The following is a 19,075-nucleotide window of genomic DNA, read 5'->3' as shown; positions in this document are numbered from 1 at the left end:
AACGGGCCCGGCGCCATCGGCGCCGGGCCCGTTCACCTGTCCGCTGTGCCGGTTACGGGCTGGTGCAGGTGAGCGTCGGGGCGGAGCTGTTGTTGCCGCTGCCCACGAAGCCGAAGCTGGCACTCGCCCCCGGAGCGAGGCTGCCGTTGTGCGCCACGTTGCGGACGCTCACCGAACTGCCACTCTGGGTGTGCGTGCCGTTCCACAGGCTGCCGATGCTCTCGCCGTTCGCCCAGGTCCAGGAGGCGGTCCAGCCGCTGATCGCGGCGGTGCCGCTGTTCCGGACGGTCACCTCGGCCTGGAAGCCGCCGCTCCAGTTACCGGTGGAGCGGAAGGTCGCGGTGCAGGCGCCGGTACCCGGGTTGTTGGTCGGCGGGTTGGTCGGGTTGCCGGTCGGCGGGTTGGTCGGGTTGCCGGTGGGCGGGTTGGTCGGGTTGCCGCCACCCGGGCCGACCCCGGTGACCTCGCCGTTGCCGCCGTCGAAGACCACGTCCGAGCAGCCGAAGAAGTTCTCCTGGCTGTCCGAGCGGACCCAGCGGGAGTAGATGATGTGCCGGCCGCTCTTACCGCTCGGCAGCCGCCCGCTGAAGTAGTAGTGGCCCTCGTTGGAGCCGACCGCGCCGCTCTGCGGCGGGTTGGTGACGGTCAGGAACGGGGTGGCCTCCAGGTCGCTCCAGGCCAGCGCCCTGGTCGGGCTGAAGCCGTCCCGGGTCACGTAGAAGTAGAACGTGCCCGGGTGGTGGGCCCAGTTGCTGTACTTGAAGTTGAAGTTGCCACCGGCGGTCAGGTGGGTCAGCGGCCAGTCGTTGCGGGCCAGGTTGTAGCCGCTGAAGCTGCTGTTGCCACCGCTGCACAGCTGCCCGTCCGGGACGAAGCCGGTGGTCCGACCGCCCGCGTCCGAGCGCAGCACGCTGAACCAGTTGTAGAGCGAGTTCGCCCCGCTCTGCGCCACCGCGGCCGCGCAGGCCGGGTTGTTCGGCCTGATGTCACCCTGCTGGCTGAGACCGTCCTTCCAGCAGAGGAAGGTACGGCTGCCCGGCGCCATGGCGGCACCGTGCGCGGCGACCGGGGTGGGGTTGACCACCGTGATGACACCGGCGGTGAGCGCGGCCACGGCGCCGAGCACCGCGATCCTGCGAAGACGTTTCACCGAGTTCTCCTTCTGGGGGGCACTGCCGCAGCCGTTGACCGACGCTGCGGACGATCTGCGGGGGACCCGTGGGACGACGGGCGCCCGCTTCCGACACTGGTTGCGATGTCGCCGGTCCGCCCCGCCAGAGGTGGTGGGCTGGGATCTGCGCGGATGGCAGACGGACGACACGGCGCACAGTCCGATCACGGATGTGTGCCCTTCGCGTGGCCCCTTGCCGGCACCCGGCACAGCGCGTCAGCCCCCGCACTGGCTCGGTACCGGCAATCGCATCACGGAACCCAGCCATCTGGCAATAGGAATCTCTCGATGAAATGTTTCCGGTCGAGATCGGCCCGACGGTCGGGGCGGATCGTGGATGTGCCAGGGTCAGGGGGAGGACACACCGGGACTCGGCCGGTGCGGCGGGCGGGAGGCTCGGATGGGATACGCGGTGGTGCTGGGCGAGGCCCTGGTCGACCTGCTCGACGGCGAGTACGACGGGCAGCCCGTCTACCGGCAGGCGATCGGCGGGGCGCCGTTGAACGTGGCCGTCGGGGCGGCCCGGCTCGGCGCCGAGGTGGAGTTCGTCGGCTCGCTCGGCGACGACGTACTCGCCGGGCGGATCACCGAGTTCCTCACCGTGGCCGGGGTCGGCCGGCGGGGCGTCCGGGTCCACCCGGTGCCGACCGCGCTGGCCGTGGCCACCTTCGCCGGGGCGGAACCGGACTTCCGGTTCTACGGCGAGCCGCTCTCCTACGGGCTGCTCGGGCCGGACGATCTCGACGTACCCCTGCTCGAGGGCGCCTCGGTGCTCTACGCCGGCTCCATCGTGCTGCTCTGCCCGCCGGTGCTGGCCGCCGCCCGGCGGGCCTGGACCGCCGCCACCGGCCTGCGGGTCTTCGACCCGAACGTGCGGCCCCGGCTGCTGCCGGACCGGGCCGCGGTGGCCGGGCTGCGGGACGTGGTCGCCGAGTTCGTCGCCTCCGCCGACCTGGTCAAGCTGAGCGTCGCCGACGCCGAGGTGCTCTACGGCGACACCGACCCGGAGGCCGCCGCCGGGCGGCTGCACGATCTCGGCGCCGGCACCGTGGTGGTCACCCTCGGTTCGCGCGGCGCGCTGGTCTCGACCGCTGCCGGCGGAACTCCGGTACGCCTGCCGGCGCCCGCGGTCGACGCCGTCGACGCCACCGGTGCCGGCGACTCGGTGATGGCGGCCCTGGTCGCCGACCTGCTCGCCGACGGGCTCCCGGCGGACCCGGCCGGCTGGTCCGACCGGGTCGGCTACGCGCTCCGGGTCGCCGGGCTGGTCTGCGAGTCGCCCGGCGGCGCGGTCTCGATGCCGACCCGCGCCCAGGTCGCCCGCCGCTTCCCCGGCTGAACCGTCGGTCGTGCTGCGGGGCGGTGTGTACGGGTTGCACCTTCCGTAGCGGCATGTGGTCCAGTGGACCCACGTACCGGTCCCCTGAGGGAAGGTCCCCGCTCATGCATCCGTCTCTACGGCCACCCCGCCAGGTCAAGATCGGTGACGCGGCGGCCTTCGCCGGCAGCACGCCACGGGCGATCCGCCACTACCACGAGATCGGCCTGCTCCCCGAGCCTGAGCGGGGCGCCGACAACCGCCGCCGCTACGGGTACGAGGACATGATCCGCCTGCTCTGGATCCGCAGGATGGCCGACGCCGGGATCGCCCTGGACGACATCCGTGACGCCTTCACCACCGGCACGGCCTCCGCCGGTGCGGACAGCGGGGACGGTATCGCGGGCATCCTGGAGCGGTTGGAGGAAAGCCTCGCCGAGCAGGAGGCTGAACTGCGGCGGCAACGGAGCGCCGTGCAGCGGATGCGCGCCGAAGGCAGCCGGATGGGCCTGCTCTCCGACTTCGTCACCGAACGCCTCAAGAACCTGCCCGAAGGCTCCCTGCGTCAGGCGGACCTGGACACCCTGCTGGTCACCGAGCGGATCTTCGGTCCGCTCGGCGCGGCCGTCCAGGCCACCCGCTTCGTCGCGCTGGCCACGCATCCCACCCTGCGAGAGGATTCCGACCGGGTCGACGCCGCCGAGGAGGCACTCGACGACAGCGTCGCCGTCGACGATCCACGGGTTGCCCAGGTGGCGGCCGAGCGGCACGCCTTCGAGAGCGCCCTGCTGGCCGTCATCGAGGAGTCCGGCCTGGACAGGGACGACGACGCCCTCTTCGACGCCTGGGACACCCTGCACCCGGCTGGCGCCGACAACGACGAGGACGAGGCCGACCTCGGCTCCGGCAGGCGGGAGATGAGCGTGCTCGAAGCCGTCGGCAAGATGCCCTACGACTTCTCCCCGGCCCGCCTGCGGTGTATCGAACTGTCCGTAGAGCTGTTCACCCAGGGCCCAACCGCTAGCCGAGACACCGACTAGGCGTCGCCACGCAGCTCGGCGTAGCCGCGCCGGACGGCGGCGAGGCCGGCCTCCGGGCCGAACGGCGTGCGCTGGGCGACCCGCTCGGCCGGGGCCCGGTCGGCGTCCCCGTTGCGGATCAGCCAGCTCATCGTGGCCAGGTCGTCGTGCTGGACCCGGACGAACTCGGTGTCGACCACCGTGCCGTGCCCGGGGACGACAACGGTGCCGGGGGAGAGACAGCCGAGCAGCGCGGCGACCGTCTCCACCCACTCCAGCGGGAACGCGTCCTCGAAGGCCGGCGGGCCGCTCTGCTCGATCAGGTCACCGGCGACCAGCACGTCCGCGTCCGGCACCTGCACCACCAGGTCACCGTCGGTGTGCCCCCGGCCCAGGTGACGCAGCAGCACCGTCCGGCCGCCGACGTCCAGGGTGGCCTCGTGGCGTACCGGGTGGGTGGGGGCGAGGATCGTGGTCCGGGCCAGCTCGGCGGCGAGCCCGGGATCGGCGGGCAGCACCTCCTCGTACGCCTGCCGGCGCACCAGGGCGGGCTGTTCGCGGAGCAGCCGGGCGGCCTCGTCGTGTGCGTAGATCGACACCGGGCCGGCGGCGGCCAGGGTGGCGTTGCCGAAGCAGTGGTCGAAGTGGTGGTGCGTGTTCACCACGGCCAGCGGGTCGGCGGTGAGCGCCCGGACGGCGGCGAGCAGTTCGGTGGCCTGTCCGGCGGTGGAGAGGGTGTCCACCACCAGCGCGCCGCCGTCGCCGACCACCAGGGTCACGTTGACGTCGAGCAGCGGCTGGCGCAGCACGTACACCCGGTCGGCGACCTCGGTGAAGGCGAGGCCCACGGTCGCGGTCACGCCGGTTCCTGCGCCCGCGCCACGAACCGCTGCCGGTCCACGAGCACCCGCTCCACCCGGCCCTCGGCCACCGTCGTCGCGCCCTCGGTGACGGCCACCTCGAAGAGCAGCCGCCGCCCGTCCACCTTGGCCAGCCGGGCCTGCGCCACGGCGGTCCGGCCGACCGGGGTCGGCACCCGGTGGTCGAGTTCCACCCGCATCCCGACCGTGGTCATCCCGGCCGGCAGCCGGCTCGCGGTGGCCGCGACGGTGGCCGCCTCGGCCAGCGCCAGCACCCGGGGCGTACCCAGCACCGGAACGTCGCCGGAGCCGACCGCCTGCGCGGTGTCGAGGTCGGTGACGGTCAGCTCGACCCGGGCGCTCAGGCCCGGCGGAAACACACTCTGCGGCTGCGCGGAGGCCGCGCTGACCTGCGGTTGCGTCGACGCGTCCGACGCTGACTCCGGCGCCCGCCCGGCCGGGTGTTCCTGATCCATGTGGCAAAGCGTAGATGTTCCGCGGACCGCCGTTGCCGACACGGGGCGACACGCCGTACCGCTGTCGGATAGTCCGCAGCCGGCCCGGCTCTCCGGACGGTCGGGATCGTATGTGACCAGGTGGTTTTCGTACCGTGACGAGCCCGCTACCCTCGGCCCCGGTCGGCATCGATCGAAGGGCGCAGGTGCCACCGCGTACGGAGGGGAGGACACGTCACGGGCTGGCAGACGGGAGAGACGAAGTGGGACGGTCGGCGGCACTTGCCAGCTATGCCGAGGAGTTGCGCCGGGCGCGGGCCGGCGGTGCGCTGCTCACCCCGGAGGAGGTGGCCGAGCAGGTGCTGGCCCGGCTGGACCGGCAGCAGGTGCTCTCCCGGGAGCCGGCGCCGCATCTCTTCGCGGTGATCGACGAGGGGGTGCTGCACGGGGCGGTCGGCGGGCCGGCGGTGATGCGCGTACGCCTGGCGGGTCTTCGTCGGCGCGGTCCCGCCGCCCCGCCGACCGGAGTGACCCGACCGGTGTCCGGGGTCGAACCGTCCCGGACACCGACCGCCGCTGCCGCGGCCGCTGATCGCCTCGCCCGGTCGGTCGGTCGTCCCCAGACCTGGACACCAGAGGCGCTACGACCGACCGGTTACGCCTCTGGCGTCCAGGTGAGTGCGGCGGGGCCGGCCGCCGTTGTGGTGGGCGCACGAGCGGGGCAGCTCGACAGTCTCCGCGCCGGACACTCGTCGGACGGCGTCGGCGGGCGTCGACCGGCGTCGACCGGCGTCGACCGGCGTCTACCGGCGTCGACCGGCGTCGACCGGCGTCGACCGGCCCGCATAGCGGCGGCGGCAGTGCCCGGTCGCCTTGCCCGGTCAGGGGCGACGGAGTTGCTCGGCGGTGATCCGCTGGGTCAGCCAGGCCGGTACGGCGATAAGCACCAACCCGACCACCAGCGCGCCGCCGGCCAACCAGAGTGTCGGGGCGATCCGGTCGAACACCTGATCCCGGTCGATGCCGAACAGGCCGGGGAGGACGGTCGCGTTGGTGACCGTCGCCAGGCTGGCCAGGCCGAGCCCGACCATCAGCGGCAGAGTGCCGAACCCGACCTCCCCGGCGGTGATGGTGCCCGGCCCGGTGCCGACCACGGCAAGCGTGGCGTTGTCCCGGCGCCGTTCGACCGTGCGGTCGATCGCGGCGACGGCGAACGCCCCGATGCCGAGTACGAAGGTCAGCGTCACCCCGGTGACCAGCAGCGTCAGCAGCAGCTCCGTGTCGAAGCCGCGCCGGGTGCCGAGGTCTCCCGCAAGGTATCGGGTCGGTACCCGGGCGGCCAGCACCTGGCTGGCCCGGTCGGCGGCGGCCCGGTCGGTCGTCACCAGGTGCACATGGGTGACGGGTGGGACGTCCAGTGTGGCCGCAACCGCTGCCTGCCGGGTGACCAGGACCGTTCCGCCCATACCTTGGTCGAACCGCATCCGCAGGTTCAGGAGCTGTTCGGGTGCCGACATGCGGGTGCCGTCGCCGGCTACCACCTCGGTGCCCGGCTCCGGCAGCGGCGGACCGAAGTGGAACCGGTGCACCAGCCGGTAGGTCCGGCCGTCCACGCAGGATTCGCCGTCGTCGAGCGCGAACATGCCGGTGAGGTCGGCGCAGTCTCCGACGAGCAGGCCGTGCCGCTCGCCGGAGATTGTCACCGGGATGCTGACCAGGTCGACGACCTGCACGCCGGGGACCTGCCGCAGTTCGGCGACGGGGACCGGCCCAAGGCCGGACACCTGGTACATCCGTCTTCCGGACGGATCGTTTGTCACGCCGAAGGCATCGTCGTTGGCGAACAGACCGACGCTGAGCGATCCCATCCCGGCCACGTAGATCATCACGATGAAGGCGGCGACCAGCCGGGGTGCCACCCCCGGAGTGTGCCGCAGCCGGGCCGTGGCCAGTTCCAGCCAGACCGGGGTACCCGGAATCCGCGCCAGCAGCGCGACGACCGCATACCCGAGAGTGGGCAGAGCGAGCGGCAGCGCGAACCCGGTGAGCAGCATCGAGGCGAGGAAGAGCAGCGCGTCGCCCTGGCTGGGTTCGTGCCGGCCGGACCAGCCGGCCAGTACCGCCCCGGCGAGCCCGGCCAGCAGCGGGAGTACCCGCCAGACGCCCGGGCGGCGCTGTGGCGCGCCCCGGCGCACAGTCAGCGGGTCGACCCGGGCCGGCCGGGTGGCCAGGACACCGATGACGACCGCGTACGCCACGGTCAGCGCGACCATGCCGACCACCACCGGCACCGGTACGGCGAGGTCGGCGGCGTACCAGCGCATCCGGCCGATCCGCCAGCCCTCCGAGGCCGGGGCGAGGAGTGCGAAGCCGGCCAGCCCGAGCAGCGCGCCGCCGAGAGTGATCACTCCGGTCTCCACCGCGTTGACCAGGGTCGCCTGCCGGGCCGAGACGCCGAGCAGCCGTAGCGCGGCGATCCGGCGATCCCGGGTGGAGGCGGAGAGCCGGGCGCAGGTGGCCAGGAAGACGCCGAACGGCACCAGCACGAAGAGCCCGAAGGTGCCGGCCAGGATTCGGGCCGGGCTGAAGGGGTTCGGATCGCGCCCCTCCCCGAGGGCGTACCGCACCGGGTGACCGAAGCCGGCGACCGGCCAGTGTATCTCGAGCATCTGCTCCTCCGGTGGCACTGCTGCCGACGAGGCGCCGACGTAGGCCAGCAGTTCGTCCGGGGCGAGCAGTCCGGCCGGGCCGACGCTGCCGATCACCCGCTGCGGGAAGCGGGCCGCCGCCCTCGAATCGGTGGCGATCAGATCGCGCAGGGCCGGCGAGACCACCATTTCCCCGGGCGCGGGCAGCGCGGCCACTCCGGGCGGGCGCGGGCTGTCCGGGGTGGCACCGATCACGGCGGTACGCCGGAGCACGCGTCCGCCGATCGCGTCCTCGATGTTGTGGACCCGCAGTGTCGACGGGCTGGCGGGGTTCTCCGTCCGGACCGGGGTGCGCGCCTCGGCCCGCCCGTGTTGCGCCCCGGCTACCGAGACCGTGGCGAGCGACCCCAGCACCAGCAGTACGCCGAGCGCCGCGCCGGACGACATCAGCGCGGTACGCAGCAGCCCGCCCCGCCCGGAGCCGACCGACAGCCGCAACCCGAGCCAGATCCACCGCCTCATGCGGTCACCCGCCCGTCGCGGAGGAAGACGGTCCGGTCCGCGTACGCCGCCACTCGGGCCTCGTGGGTGACCATCACCACGGCGCTGCCCTCCTGGCGGGCCAGCCCGGTGAGCGCGTCCAGCACCACCTCGCCGGCCGCACTGTCCAGCGCGCCGGTCGGCTCGTCGGCGAAGATCACCGAAGGTCGGTGGGCCAGTGCCCGGGCGACGGCGGCCCGTTGTGCCTCGCCGCCGGAGACCTGCCCTGGCCAGCGGTCGGCCAGCTCGGCCACGCCGAGGTGGCCGAGCAGTTCCGCGCTCCGGCGCCGGGCCTCGGCCCGGGGCGTGCCGAGCAGCCGTAGCGGCAGCTCGACGTTTGCCCGCAGGGAGAGTTCCGGCACCAGGTCGCCGAACTGGAGCACGAAGCCGAACGAGCGGAGCCGGAGCCGGCTGCGCCGGCTGTCGGGAAGGTTGTCGATGCGCTGCCCGTCGAGGCGTACCTCGCCGTGCTCGGGGCGGAGGATGCCGGCGAGTACGTGCAGCAGGGTCGACTTGCCGGAACCGGACGGTCCCATGATCGCGGCTATCTCGCCGGGCGCGATGGTCACGTCGGCGCCGTCGAGCGCGACGGTCCGGCCGAACCGGACGGCGAGGTCACTGCCCCGGAGGGTCGTCCCGCTGCTGCCCGGGAGGGTGGTCCCGCTGCTGTCCGGGAGGGTCATCGGTCGGTCTCCTTCTCCGCGTCGTCGACGCGGGCTACCAGCGCGGCCAGCCGGGCGAGCCGGGTGACGGCACCGTCGATCCACTTGAGATCGGCGTCGAGGTGGTACATCTCGAAGTCGGCGTCGAGCTGGGTCAGCAGGTCGCCGGCCTGCCGCCGGGCGCGCAACTCGCGCATCCGGGCCAGGTGCGCCTGGCGTTGCCGGTCGAGCATCGGCTCGGCCGGCCGACCGCTGGAGAGTGCGATGAGCACCTTGGCGAAGAGCACCCGGCGGCTGGCGGTCACCTCGGGCACCTCCGGCTCGTCGAGCCAGCGGTCGAGTTCGCCGACGCCCGCCTCGGTGATGGCGTACACCCGGCGATCCGGGCCCACTCCGCTGGCCACTCCGGCGAGGTCGATCAGCCCGTCCCGGTCCAACCGGCCGAGGGTGGCGTAGACCTGGGCGGACTTCAGCGGGCGGCTGGTGCCGAACCACTCGTCGTAGCGGCGGCGCAGCACGTAGCCGTGCTGGGACCGGGGTTCGAGCAGGCCGAGCAGGATCCGGGATACCGACATGGCCCGGGACACTAGCAACCGAGTTACCAAGCTAGCAAGCGAGTTGCTAGTGCGATGCGCGCCGCACCGTGCGGTGGTGCGGTGTCCCTCCCGGAGTCCGGCGTACCCGCGCCGTTAACCTGGACGGTGATGCTCGTTACCGCTCCCGACACCCCACCCACGCCCCCGTCGGCTCCGGCCGTGCCCGACGGCCGGCGCCGCCGGATCGTCGCCATGTCGATCTGGACGGTGGCCTTCGTCGCCGGCTGGCTGCTGATCGGCCTGCCCACCGACCCGCTGTACGCCTTCGCCTGGCTCTGGGCCGCCACCATCGCCTGGCGCAGCGACCGGCCCTGGCGCACCCACCTGGGCTTCGCCCGGGACTGGCTTCCGGTGGTCGTGCTCCTCGCCCTCTACAACCTCTCCCGGGGGTTCGCGGACAACGGGGCGACACCGCACGCCTACGAGCTGATCGTCGCCGACCGCTGGATGTTCGGCTGGGCGATGGACGGCCAGGTGCCGACGGTCTGGCTGCAACAGCACCTCTACGACCCGGACGGCATCCACTGGTGGGACGTCGGGGTGAGCTGGGTCTACTTCTCGCACTTCGTGGTCACCCTGGCCGCCGCGGTGGTGCTCTGGCTGCGCTCCCGGGCCCGCTGGGCGGCGTTCATGCGGCGCTGGGGCTTCCTCTGCGCCAGCGGTCTGGTCACCTACTTCGTCTATCCGGCCGCGCCGCCCTGGTGGGCCGCCCGGTACGGGATGCTGGAGGAGGTCGCCCGGATCTCCACCCGGGGCTGGCGGGAGTTCGGCATGCACGGCGCCGGCAACCTGCTCAACGCCGGCCAGATCGCCTCCAACCCGGTCGCCGCGATGCCGTCGCTGCACACCGCCTGGGCGCTCTTCGTGGTGGTCTTCTTCCTCGGCGCGACCCGGCGACGCTGGTGGCCGCTGCTGCTCTGCTATCCGCTGGCGATGACCTTCACCCTGGTCTACGCGGGCGAGCACTACGTGATCGACGTGCTGGTCGGCTGGGCGTACGTCGGGTTGACGTTCCTGGCCGTCGGGCTCGCCGAGCGCTGGTGGGCGGCGCGCAGGGCCCGCCGCGCTCCGGTCGGGTCCGACCCGGCCGGAGCGACCGGTTCCGAGGTTGGCGTCGGGTCGTCGGAGTCGGCGGTCGAGAGCGTGCCGGGGGCCAGGACGGCTGCCGGCACCGAGCCGGAGTCGGGACCGGAGCCGGGCGCCGGGCCGGGCTCGGCGCCGCAGCGGTCGGTCAGCGCGAGGCGCTGAGCCGGGCGGACCGGGCCCGGGCGGTCAACTCCGCCGCCAGGGCCCACGCCTCGTGCAGGTCCCGGTCCCGGGCGGCCGCGGCCGGCCCACCGGCCGTGTCCGCGTAGACGGTGGCCAGCCGCAGCCGCCGCTGGAGCGGACCCTGCACCACCCGGACGCTCTGGATCCGGGCGTACGGCACGACGAGCAGTTCCCGGGTCAGCAGCCCGGAGCGGACCGCGAAGACCCGGGCGGAGAGCCCGGCGCCGAGCGCGGTACGGGCCAGCGGGTGCACCCAGCGGGCTCGGGCCGGCGGCGGGGTGAGGGTGCCGGTGATGGACACCCCGGGAAGTATCTCCGACATGATCATCTGTGCGGTGGCCAGGTCGCCGACCGGCAGCAACCGGTCCGGGGTACTGCGGTTGTCGATCTCACCGGCGGCGATGCCGGCCACCGACAGTCGCATCCGCAGCCAACCCTTCATCCGCCAGAGCAGCGGCCAGGTGACCCCGATCGCCTGGAGCCGGTCCAGCGGTACGGTCTGGGCCCGGGTCTCCAGCAGCCCGTGCCGGACCCGCAGCGCGGCGTCGTCGCGGGCCAGCCGGAAACTCCAGTCGTCGAGTACCCGCCGGATCGGCTGGAGCACCACCCCGGCCATCGCGGTGAGGGTGCTGGCGACCGCGATGAACGACCAGGAGTCCTCGGTGAAGAACTGGACCAGCACGAAGGCGAGGCCGAACGGCAGGAAGAACGCCTGCGGGGTGAGCAGCTGGCTGACCAGCAGGTCCTGGTTGGACACCGCGTGCAGCGGCCGGCCGGTCGGTGGCTCGACCGTGCCGGCCAACCCGCCGACGCCGGGTGTCCCGGTCGGGACGGACTGCCCCGGCTCGGGCGGCTGGCCAGGAGCTGTCGTGCCCGCCCCGGTACCGGTGGCGGGCGCCCGGCCGGCCAGCGCCAGCAGTCGGTCCCGCAACGTCACCGCGTCGGCCACCGTGACGTACGCCAGTGGCGCCTCCGTCTTGCCGCCGCCGACCACCTCCAAGCGCAGCTCGGCGAGCCCGCTGAGTTGGGCCAGCAGCGGCCGGACCACCTCCACGGACTGCAGCCGCTCCAACGGGATCGCCCGGGTACGCCGCCACAGCAGCCCCTCGTGGATCCGCAGCTCCCGCCCCACCACGTGGTAGCCGGTGTTGTACCAACTGACCACCGACAGCGCCAGCGCACCGACCAGCAGCACCGCCACCAGCAGGGTGAAGACGCCGAGGCCGACCCGGGACAGGGTCGACCAGGAGAGCGCGGCGACGATCACCGCCAGCGACTTCGCCCCGTGCAGCAGCGGGCTCAGCGGATGCAGCCGCTTGCGGGGTTCGGCGACCTCCTCGACCGTCACAGACCCTCCGCCCGGTCCTCGCCGAGCGCGGTGAGCCGGTCACGCAGCCGGGACGCCTCGGCCGGACGCAGGCCGGGCACCCGGGCGTCGCTCGCGGCGGCGGCGGTGTGCAGTTGCACGGTGGCCAGGTCGAAGGCGCGCTCCAGCGGCCCGGCGGTGACGTCGACGAACTGCATCCGGGCGTACGGCACGATCGACAGCCGCCGGACCAGCAGGCCGTGCCGGACCAGCAGGTCGTTGTCGCGTTCGGCGTACCCCCAGGCCCGGACGGCCCGGACGATGACCGCCAGCCGCCAGAGGGTGAGCGCGACCACCAGGCCGAGGGCGAGGCCGAAGAGCCAGTGGCCGGTGAGGGCCAGCCCGATCACGGCGCCGACGGCGAGGACCAGCATCCCGATCCCGAGCCGCAGCGCCTCCACCTTGATCAGGTCGGCCGAGACCGGCTGCCAACGCACGGTCTCCGGCCACGGCTCCAGCGGATCGGTCGGTCCGGCCGGAGGATGCCCGGCCGCCGACCGCCCGCTCGCCTCCGCAGCGGGCTCGCTCCAGCGCTGGTCACCTCCGCCTGGTCCGGGCTGGTGGGCTCCGCCTGGTCCGGGCTGGTGGGCTCCGCCTGGTTCGGGCCGGTCGGGCCGGTCGGGCCGGTCGGTGTCGACATGCTCGCCCCGGTCGGTCGGCCCGTGCGTGTCCCGCTCGTCGCCTCGCTCGCTCACGTGTCGAGCGTAGGCGATCCCTCGGCGGGTGTTACCTCCCGAAGGAACCCGCGCGCGCCGAGGAAGTCGCCGAGCGAGTGCCGGTGCTCGGCGCAGGCCAGCCAGGTCTTGCGTCGCTCCGGGGTGTGCAGCCGGGGATTGTTCCAGTGCAGCGCCCAGACGGCGGCCGCCCGGCAGCCCCGCGCCGAACAGATCCGGGGCGGATTGTCGCCGAGCTGGCGCCGGAGGAAGGCGGCCGGGGACGATGCGCCGCTCTCGGCTGTGGACCCGTCACTCACGGCGGCGAGTCTACGGCGCCGGTGGACGGACCCGGAGATAGAGATCGCCGGGCAGCCACGGGGGGAGCCGCCCGGCGATCCGCTGCATCGTACCCGGAGAAAACCCCCCTATGTCTACCCACCCTCGACCGTTTTCCGGATTGCGCGCCTCCCGCAGCCGCAAATGCGCCGGATGAAACCGCAAATCCGGTTCTCCTTCGCGGCTTCTCAGCCGGACGTGCGACGCTTGGGGTCGTCGGCCCGCGCCGACCCCCCGACTGATTCCGTGAACCTGCTGTGGAGGACCGGTGGCCCAGCCGACGACGCCCGACACCCCGACCCCGCCCGACGTCGGCGGTGCCGTCCCGACCGTGGGCAGCACCCCGGCCGAGGACGCGACCCTGCTCGAACGCGCCCTCTTCGAGGTCAAGCGGGTCATCGTCGGGCAGGACCGGATGGTGGAGCGGATGTTCGTCGCCCTGCTGGCCCGCGGGCACTGCCTGCTCGAAGGGGTGCCCGGGGTGGCGAAGACGCTCGCGGTGGAGACCCTGGCCCGGGTCGTCGGCGGTACCTTCGCCCGGGTGCAGTTCACTCCGGACCTGGTCCCCGCCGACATCGTCGGCACCCGGATCTACCGGCAGTCGAGCGAGAAGTTCGACGTCGAACTCGGCCCCGTCTTCGTGAACTTCCTGCTCGCCGACGAGATCAACCGGGCACCGGCCAAGGTGCAGTCGGCGCTGCTGGAGGTGATGTCCGAGCAGCAGGTGTCGATCGGCGGGCAGACCCACCGGGTGCCGAACCCGTTCCTGGTGATGGCGACGCAGAACCCGATCGAGCAGGAGGGCGTCTATCCGCTGCCCGAGGCGCAGCGGGACCGCTTCCTCATGAAGATCATCGTCGGCTATCCCACCGACGCCGAGGAACGCGAGATCGTCTACCGGATGGGAGTCAGCGCCCCCGAGCCGGCCTCGATCTTCACCCCGCTCGAACTCGTCGGGCTGCAACGCAAGGCCGACCAGGTGTTCGTGCACAACGCCCTGGTCGACTACGCCGTACGCCTGGTGCTGGCCACCCGCGCCCCGGCCGAACACGGGATGCCGGACGTCGCCCAGCTCATCCAGTACGGCGCCAGCCCACGCGCCTCGCTCGGCATCGTCCGGGCCACCCGGGCGCTCGCCCTGATGCGCGGCCGGGACTACGCGCTGCCGCAGGACGTCCAGGACATCGCTCCGGACATCCTCCGGCACCGGCTGGTGCTCAGCTACGACGCGCTGGCCGACAACATTCCGGCCGACCATGTCGTCGACCGGGTGATGTCCACCATCCCGCTGCCCACCGTCGCGCCCCGGCAGAACGCCACCCCGCCGCCCGGTCCCGGGCTCGGCCCGGCGTCCGGGATCCTGGCGTCCGGCCCGGCGTGGCCCGGACAGCCGCCGGCATGACGCCGGCCACCGAGAACAGCCCGGCCCGCGCCGAGGCGGTGCTCTCCCGGTTGCAGCTGCTGGTCACCCGCAAACTCGACGGACTGCTCCAGGGCGACTACCTCGGACTGCTGCCGGGGCCGGGCACCGAGGCGGGGGAGTCCCGGGAGTACCGCCCCGGCGACGACGTACGCCGGATGGACTGGCCGGTGACGGCCCGGACGACGGTGCCGCACGTCCGGCGTACGGTGGCCGACCGGGAGTTGGAGACCTGGCTGGCGGTGGACCTCTCGGCCAGCCTCGACTTCGGCACCGGCCGCTGGCTCAAACGGGAACTCGTGATCGCTGCTGCGGCGGCGGTCACCCACCTGACGGTGCGCGGCGGCAACCGGATCGGTGCGGTGATCGGCACCGGCCCGCCCCGGGACGGCCGGACGGGCTCGCCCAGCACCCCGCCGGGGGTGCTGCGGCTGCCGGCCCGGCCGGGCCGGAAGGAGGCACAGGGGTTGCTCCGGACCATCGCCGGCACGCCGACCCGACCCGGGCGCACCGACCTCGGCCTGCTGGTGGACGCGCTCAACCGTCCACCCCGGCGGCGCGGCATGGCGGTGGTGATCTCCGACTTCCTCGCCCCGCCGGAACAGTGGGGACGCCCGGTACGCAAGCTGCGGGTCCGGCACGAGGTGCTCGCCGTCGAGGTGGTCGACCCGCGCGAGCTGGAACTGCCGGACGTCGGCGTGCTGCCCGTCGTCGACCCCGAGACCGGTGAACTGCACGAGGTGCAGACCGCCGATCCAAAGCTGCGGCAACGTTACGCCGCCGCGGCTGCCGCCCAGCGCGGCGCCATCGCCCACGAGCTGCGGGCCGCCGGAGCGGCACACCTGCGGCTGCGGACCGACTCCGACTGGCTGCTGGACATGGTGCGCTTCGTCGCAGCGCAGCGGCACGCCCGTACCCGGGGGACGACACGATGATCCGTTTTCTGCAACCGTGGTGGCTGCTGGCGGTGCTTCCGGTGCTGCTGCTCGCCGGGGCGTACGTCTGGCGGCAACTGCACCGCCGCACCTACGCGATGCGGTTCACGAACGTCGAGCTGCTGCGCACCCTGGCGCCGAAGGGGATCGGCTGGCGCCGGCACGCCGCCGCCGGGGTCTTCCTGCTCAGCCTGCTGATCCTGGCCACCGGGATGGCCCGGCCGGCGATCGACACCAAGGAGCCGCTGGAGCGCGCCACGATCATGCTGGCGATCGACGTGTCGCTGTCGATGGAGGCCGACGACGTGGCGCCGAACCGGCTGGAGGCGGCCCAGGAGGCGGCCAAGCAGTTCGTCGACGAGCTGCCGCCGACCTACAACCTCGGGCTGGTCGCCTTCGCCAAGTCGGCGAACGTGCTGGTGCCGCCCGGCAAGGACCGGCCGGCGGTCGTGCAGGCCATCGACGGCCTGGTGCTGGCCGAGGCGACCGCGACCGGCGAGGCCGTCTTCACCTGCCTGGAGGCGATCCGGTCGGTGCCGGCGGACGGTGCCCAGGGCATCCCGCCGGCCCGGATCGTGCTGCTCTCGGACGGCTACCGCACCTCGGGGCGGTCGATCGAGGAGGCCGGCGCCGCGGCGCAGGCGGCGAACGTTCCGGTCTCGACGATCGCGTTCGGCACGGACTCCGGCGCGGTCGACATCGGCGGCCAGCTACAACGGGTACCGGTGGATCGGCTGGCCCTGGCCGAACTCGCCGAGACGACCCAGGGGTACTTCTACGAGGCGGCCTCGGTGAGCGAGCTGAAGCAGGTCTACCAGGACATGGGCAGCTCGATCGGGTTCCGGACCGAGGCCCGGGAGATCACCCAGTGGTACGCCGGGATCGCGCTGCTCTTCGCGCTCTGCGCGGCGGGCCTGAGCCTGCTCTGGACGTCCCGCCTGGTGTGAACGGCGGGACGGTCGGCCGTGTGAACGGCGGGACGGTCGGCTGTGCGGGCGGACGGGAGTGCTGACGTACCCGGTCGGTGCCGGTTACCGGGCCGGCCGGGTACGTGCGGGTGGGCGGAACGGCGGGTGCGCCAAGCTGGCGGAGATCTCCGTCACGGGGTCGCGCGGACCAGCATGAAGACCACCACGACCCAGGCGGCGGCGAGGGTGAAGCCGAGCGGAGCGACGTAACGCTGCATGATTGTGCCTCCGGGTGGCGACTGGAGACGTGCCGGGCCGGCGGGCAGCGGGCGGCGGCGACGTCTCGGGGATCACTGGACGCGCACACGAAGTCGTGACCGGGCAGCTCCACACACCTCGGCTCGGCGACAGCCAGCGGATTCGCACAGCCGGCTCGACGCACCGGCGGTTGCCGGGGCGGGACCGGGATGCGGTGTGGAGCGGAACTGGGTCAGTCGGCGGGAGACGTCACGGCTCAGGCGGACTGACCAAGGACCCGGCCACGACTGGGAGGATCGCTATCTCGCACAGCGATCACCTCCATCTTGTCGGCCGGACCTGGAACGCGAGTAATCGTACACCCGGGGGACCCGACGGCCGCAGTCGGCCATCCGGGTCCCCCGGTGTCGGCTCCCCGACCGGGGCCGGGGGCCGGAAGTCGTTCCGTCGGTTACCGTCCGTGCTGTCCGCCCCGCCGGTTACCGTTCGTATTGCCGCCCCGCCGGTCGGTCGCGACCGGTCCGTCCCACCAGCACCGCCAGCACCAGGACCAGCAGCGGCAGCCAGGCCAGCCGGGCGGCGACCCAGCCGGCTCCGTCGGGTGCGGTGTGCAGTCCGGGTACGGCGCCCGCGCCGGCCAGCCGGGCCAGCAGCGCGACCAGGGCGGTCACCCCGAGCAGGGTGCTCTGGTGCCACAGGTAGACCCCCATCGCCACCCTGTTGAGCCGGTCCACCGGCGCCCACCGGCCCGGCCGGGCCAGCAGGCGGCCCAACGCCGGCCGGACCAGCAGCGCCACCCCGATCTGGGCCAGCGCCAGGCAGACCGCGAAGAGCGACGGCGGGTCGAGATTGGACATCCCGTCCCCGGGTACCCCGACCGCGCTCACCGGATAGCCGGCCCAGCCCAGCACCACCATCCCGGCCGCACCGCCGAGCAGCAGACCGACCGCGACCCGCCGGCCGCCGAGCCGGCCGTCGGCGAGGGCCATCCCGAGCAGGTACGGCAGCAGCCAGCCGGCCAGCACCGCGACCGGCACCCGCCACACCCCGTCCCCGGGCAACGGCACCGGCCAGCCCTCGTCGACCCGCCCGACCAGATCGCTGAGCGTGACCAACGCCACCGCGGGTACGGCCAGCCGGACCGGCCCGTACCGGTCCAGTGCCCGGGACAGCGGCCCGGTCGCCGCGATCAACGCCACCAGCGGCAGCAGGAACCACAGTGGACTGACCACCAGCGTGGCCGCGGTCCGCAGGGTCCCCGCCGGAGTGCCGAGCAGGGCGGCCACGGCCAGCACCGCGAGCCAGCCGCCGAGCAGCAGCGACACCGGCCGTCCCAGCCGTCCCAGCCGGCTGCCCAGCCAACCGGCCGGGCCGAGTCCCCGGCCGGCGGCCGAGCGCAGCGACCGGGCCGAGGCGTACCCGCTGACGAAGAAGAAGAGCCCGAGCGTCTGGAACAGCCAGGTCGCCGGTGCCAGCGCCGGCATCGCGGCCAGCGGGCTGGCGGTGCGCAGCGCTCCGTCGGCGCCGAGCACCAGGGCGGTGACCAGCCAGTGCCCGAACACCACCCCGCCGATCGCGTACGCCCGCAGCCCGTCGACGCCCCGGTCCCGGCCGCCGCCGTCCGCGCCGGCACGCAGCCGGGACGGCGTCGCCGTGCCCTCGGTCCGTTGTCGGTCCAGCAGGCTCATCGGCTGGTCACCGCCGTCGTGTCGATCCGCCCGGACGCTCCGAGCGTGACCAGGGCGGTCGCGTGCAGTGTCGCGCTGCCCGGCACCAGATATCCGTCGTGCCCGGTCACCCCCGACACCGGCAGCGGCCGGGCGCCGAACCCGGGACTGGCCGGCCGGACGCCGTGCCCGAAGCCGAACACCCGCACCGGCGGCAGCCGGCGGATCCAGTCGTCCGGCGCCTCGGCTGCCCAGACCCGGGCACCGGTGCCCAGCCCGGCCGCCCGGTCCACGCCCATCCCGACCCCGGCCAGCGTCACCAGGTCGGTGACCTGCGGCGGCAACTCGGCCGCGGCCAGCCCCAGCACCAGCGCGCCGTAGCTGTGCCCGACAAGCGTCACCGTCGCGCCGGGCCGGTGCCGGGCCAGCGTCCGGGCCAACTCGACCAGAGCGGCCGCGCCGGCTCGGGCGTGCTCCGCGCGGGCCGCCGCCCGACCCAGCCCGTCCGGCGTGTCGTAGCCGAGCCAGGCCAGCACCGCCACCCGGGCACCGGGCCGGAGGGCCCGGATCTCCTCGTGCAGCGCGCGGGCCTGGACGGCCGGGGCGCGGCGGCGTACCCCGCCCAGGCCGCGGTCGAAGTCCCGCAGCGTGCTGTCCACTCCGGGCACGAGTACCGCGATCCGGTCGGCGCTGCCGAGGTCGCCGAGCACCTCCACGGCCAGGCCGTCGCCGTGCGGGTCGAAGGCGAGGAAGGACCGGCCCGCGGCGACCCAGTCGGCGTACGGGCCGCCGGCCGAGCGCATCGCCGCCGCCATAGTCGGGTACGCCGCCACGAACCCGGTCGCCGGGGACACCGCCTCGGCGGGCCGGGCCGGTGGCGGCACCATCAGCCCCAGCGCGAGCAGTCCGGCCACCCCGGTCCGTACCGTCGGTCGCCATCGCATGCCGTTCTCCCTCCGATCGCTTCTCCGAGCAGAGAATGCGTTCCGGA

General features: G+C 73.7%; 17 protein-coding genes and 1 pseudogene. 7 read left to right on the top strand and 11 right to left on the bottom strand.

The window, feature by feature from the left end; all coding sequences use genetic code 11:
* Window positions 1–52 precede the first annotated feature (52 nt).
* Window positions 53–1,150, bottom strand: a complete 1,098-nt coding sequence (locus ACN28A_RS38275) for a lytic polysaccharide monooxygenase auxiliary activity family 9 protein (protein ID WP_421403937.1) — start codon at window positions 1,148–1,150, stop codon at window positions 53–55.
* Window positions 1,151–1,571: 421 nt separating this feature from the next.
* On the opposite strand from ACN28A_RS38275, the gene ACN28A_RS38270 reads away from it, so the two are divergent.
* Window positions 1,572–2,510: a carbohydrate kinase family protein gene (locus ACN28A_RS38270; RefSeq protein ID WP_421403935.1), complete on the top strand. Its 939-nt coding sequence runs from the start codon at window positions 1,572–1,574 to the stop codon at window positions 2,508–2,510.
* Window positions 2,511–2,614: 104 nt separating this feature from the next.
* On the top strand, window positions 2,615–3,529 hold the full coding sequence (locus ACN28A_RS38265) for a MerR family transcriptional regulator (RefSeq protein WP_421403933.1): 915 nt from the start codon (window positions 2,615–2,617) through the stop codon (window positions 3,527–3,529).
* Here ACN28A_RS38265 and ACN28A_RS38260 read toward each other — a convergent pair.
* Together ACN28A_RS38260 and ACN28A_RS38255 are read right to left on the bottom strand one after the other, a co-directional pair.
* Window positions 3,526–4,356 (bottom strand): MBL fold metallo-hydrolase, encoded by an 831-nt coding sequence (locus ACN28A_RS38260; protein WP_421404879.1) that lies wholly within the window; start codon window positions 4,354–4,356, stop codon window positions 3,526–3,528. The genes ACN28A_RS38265 and ACN28A_RS38260 overlap by 4 nt on opposite strands.
* A gap of 8 nt (window positions 4,357–4,364) precedes the next feature.
* Window positions 4,365–4,844, bottom strand: a complete 480-nt coding sequence (locus tag ACN28A_RS38255) for a thioesterase family protein (protein WP_421403931.1) — start codon at window positions 4,842–4,844, stop codon at window positions 4,365–4,367.
* A 134-nt stretch (window positions 4,845–4,978) separates the two neighbouring features.
* On the opposite strand from ACN28A_RS38255, the pseudogene ACN28A_RS38250 reads away from it, so the two are divergent.
* Window positions 4,979–5,305, top strand: a pseudogene (locus ACN28A_RS38250) (Scr1 family TA system antitoxin-like transcriptional regulator); the annotation flags it as partial.
* 399 nt (window positions 5,306–5,704) lie between these two features.
* Here ACN28A_RS38250 and ACN28A_RS38245 read toward each other — a convergent pair.
* The 3 genes from ACN28A_RS38245 to ACN28A_RS38235 are packed head-to-tail and all read right to left on the bottom strand — an operon-like array spanning window position 5,705 to window position 9,248.
* A complete protein-coding gene (locus ACN28A_RS38245) occupies window positions 5,705–7,993 on the bottom strand; it encodes an FtsX-like permease family protein (protein WP_421403929.1) in 2,289 nt (762 codons plus the stop codon).
* The gene (locus ACN28A_RS38240; RefSeq protein ID WP_421403927.1) at window positions 7,990–8,694 is read right to left on the bottom strand and encodes an ABC transporter ATP-binding protein; all 705 of its coding nucleotides are present in this window, start codon (window positions 8,692–8,694) and stop codon (window positions 7,990–7,992) included. Before ACN28A_RS38240 ends, ACN28A_RS38245 begins: the two co-directional genes overlap by 4 nt.
* Window positions 8,691–9,248 (bottom strand): PadR family transcriptional regulator, encoded by a 558-nt coding sequence (locus ACN28A_RS38235; protein ID WP_421403926.1) that lies wholly within the window; start codon window positions 9,246–9,248, stop codon window positions 8,691–8,693. The genes ACN28A_RS38240 and ACN28A_RS38235 overlap by 4 nt, the downstream gene beginning before the upstream one ends.
* A 129-nt stretch (window positions 9,249–9,377) precedes the next feature.
* On the opposite strand from ACN28A_RS38235, the gene ACN28A_RS38230 reads away from it, so the two are divergent.
* Window positions 9,378–10,517, top strand: coding sequence for a phosphatase PAP2 family protein (locus tag ACN28A_RS38230; RefSeq protein WP_421403924.1), 1,140 nt, complete (start codon window positions 9,378–9,380; stop codon window positions 10,515–10,517).
* On the opposite strand, the gene ACN28A_RS38225 is transcribed toward ACN28A_RS38230, so the two are convergent.
* The 3 genes from ACN28A_RS38225 to ACN28A_RS38215 form a co-directional block, all read right to left on the bottom strand.
* A complete protein-coding gene (locus tag ACN28A_RS38225) occupies window positions 10,501–11,886 on the bottom strand; it encodes a PH domain-containing protein (protein ID WP_421403922.1) in 1,386 nt (461 codons plus the stop codon). The two genes, ACN28A_RS38230 and ACN28A_RS38225, sit on opposite strands and share 17 nt — an antisense overlap.
* On the bottom strand, window positions 11,883–12,362 hold the full coding sequence (locus tag ACN28A_RS38220; RefSeq protein ID WP_421404877.1) for a PH domain-containing protein: 480 nt from the start codon (window positions 12,360–12,362) through the stop codon (window positions 11,883–11,885). Before ACN28A_RS38220 ends, ACN28A_RS38225 begins: the two co-directional genes overlap by 4 nt.
* A 233-nt stretch (window positions 12,363–12,595) precedes the next feature.
* Entirely contained in the window at window positions 12,596–12,877 is a 282-nt protein-coding gene (locus ACN28A_RS38215) for a hypothetical protein (protein WP_421403920.1), read from the bottom strand.
* 287 nt (window positions 12,878–13,164) lie between these two features.
* Here ACN28A_RS38215 and ACN28A_RS38210 point away from each other — a divergent pair, with 287 nt between their 5' ends.
* Genes ACN28A_RS38210 through ACN28A_RS38200 form a run of 3 tightly spaced genes read left to right on the top strand, consistent with a single transcriptional unit; the run spans window position 13,165 to window position 16,198 of the window.
* On the top strand, window positions 13,165–14,298 hold the full coding sequence (locus ACN28A_RS38210; RefSeq protein WP_421403918.1) for an AAA family ATPase: 1,134 nt from the start codon (window positions 13,165–13,167) through the stop codon (window positions 14,296–14,298).
* Window positions 14,274–15,251 (top strand): DUF58 domain-containing protein, encoded by a 978-nt coding sequence (locus tag ACN28A_RS38205; RefSeq protein ID WP_421403916.1) that lies wholly within the window; start codon window positions 14,274–14,276, stop codon window positions 15,249–15,251. Before ACN28A_RS38210 ends, ACN28A_RS38205 begins: the two co-directional genes overlap by 25 nt.
* Window positions 15,248–16,198: a VWA domain-containing protein gene (locus ACN28A_RS38200; RefSeq protein ID WP_421403914.1), complete on the top strand. Its 951-nt coding sequence runs from the start codon at window positions 15,248–15,250 to the stop codon at window positions 16,196–16,198. The genes ACN28A_RS38205 and ACN28A_RS38200 overlap by 4 nt, the downstream gene beginning before the upstream one ends.
* 698 nt (window positions 16,199–16,896) lie before the next feature.
* Here ACN28A_RS38200 and ACN28A_RS38195 read toward each other — a convergent pair.
* Together ACN28A_RS38195 and ACN28A_RS38190 are read right to left on the bottom strand one after the other, a co-directional pair.
* A complete protein-coding gene (locus tag ACN28A_RS38195) occupies window positions 16,897–18,105 on the bottom strand; it encodes an acyltransferase family protein (RefSeq protein ID WP_421403912.1) in 1,209 nt (402 codons plus the stop codon).
* A complete protein-coding gene (locus tag ACN28A_RS38190; protein ID WP_421403910.1) occupies window positions 18,102–19,028 on the bottom strand; it encodes an alpha/beta hydrolase in 927 nt (308 codons plus the stop codon). The genes ACN28A_RS38195 and ACN28A_RS38190 overlap by 4 nt, the downstream gene beginning before the upstream one ends.
* Window positions 19,029–19,075: the final 47 nt, after the last annotated feature.

The sequence above is a fragment of the Plantactinospora sp. WMMB782 genome, from assembly GCF_049179135.1.
Classification (GTDB): domain Bacteria; phylum Actinomycetota; class Actinomycetes; order Mycobacteriales; family Micromonosporaceae; genus Plantactinospora.
Note: the sequence above shows the minus strand (reverse complement) of the source record. Positions and strands in the feature narration are given on the sequence as shown.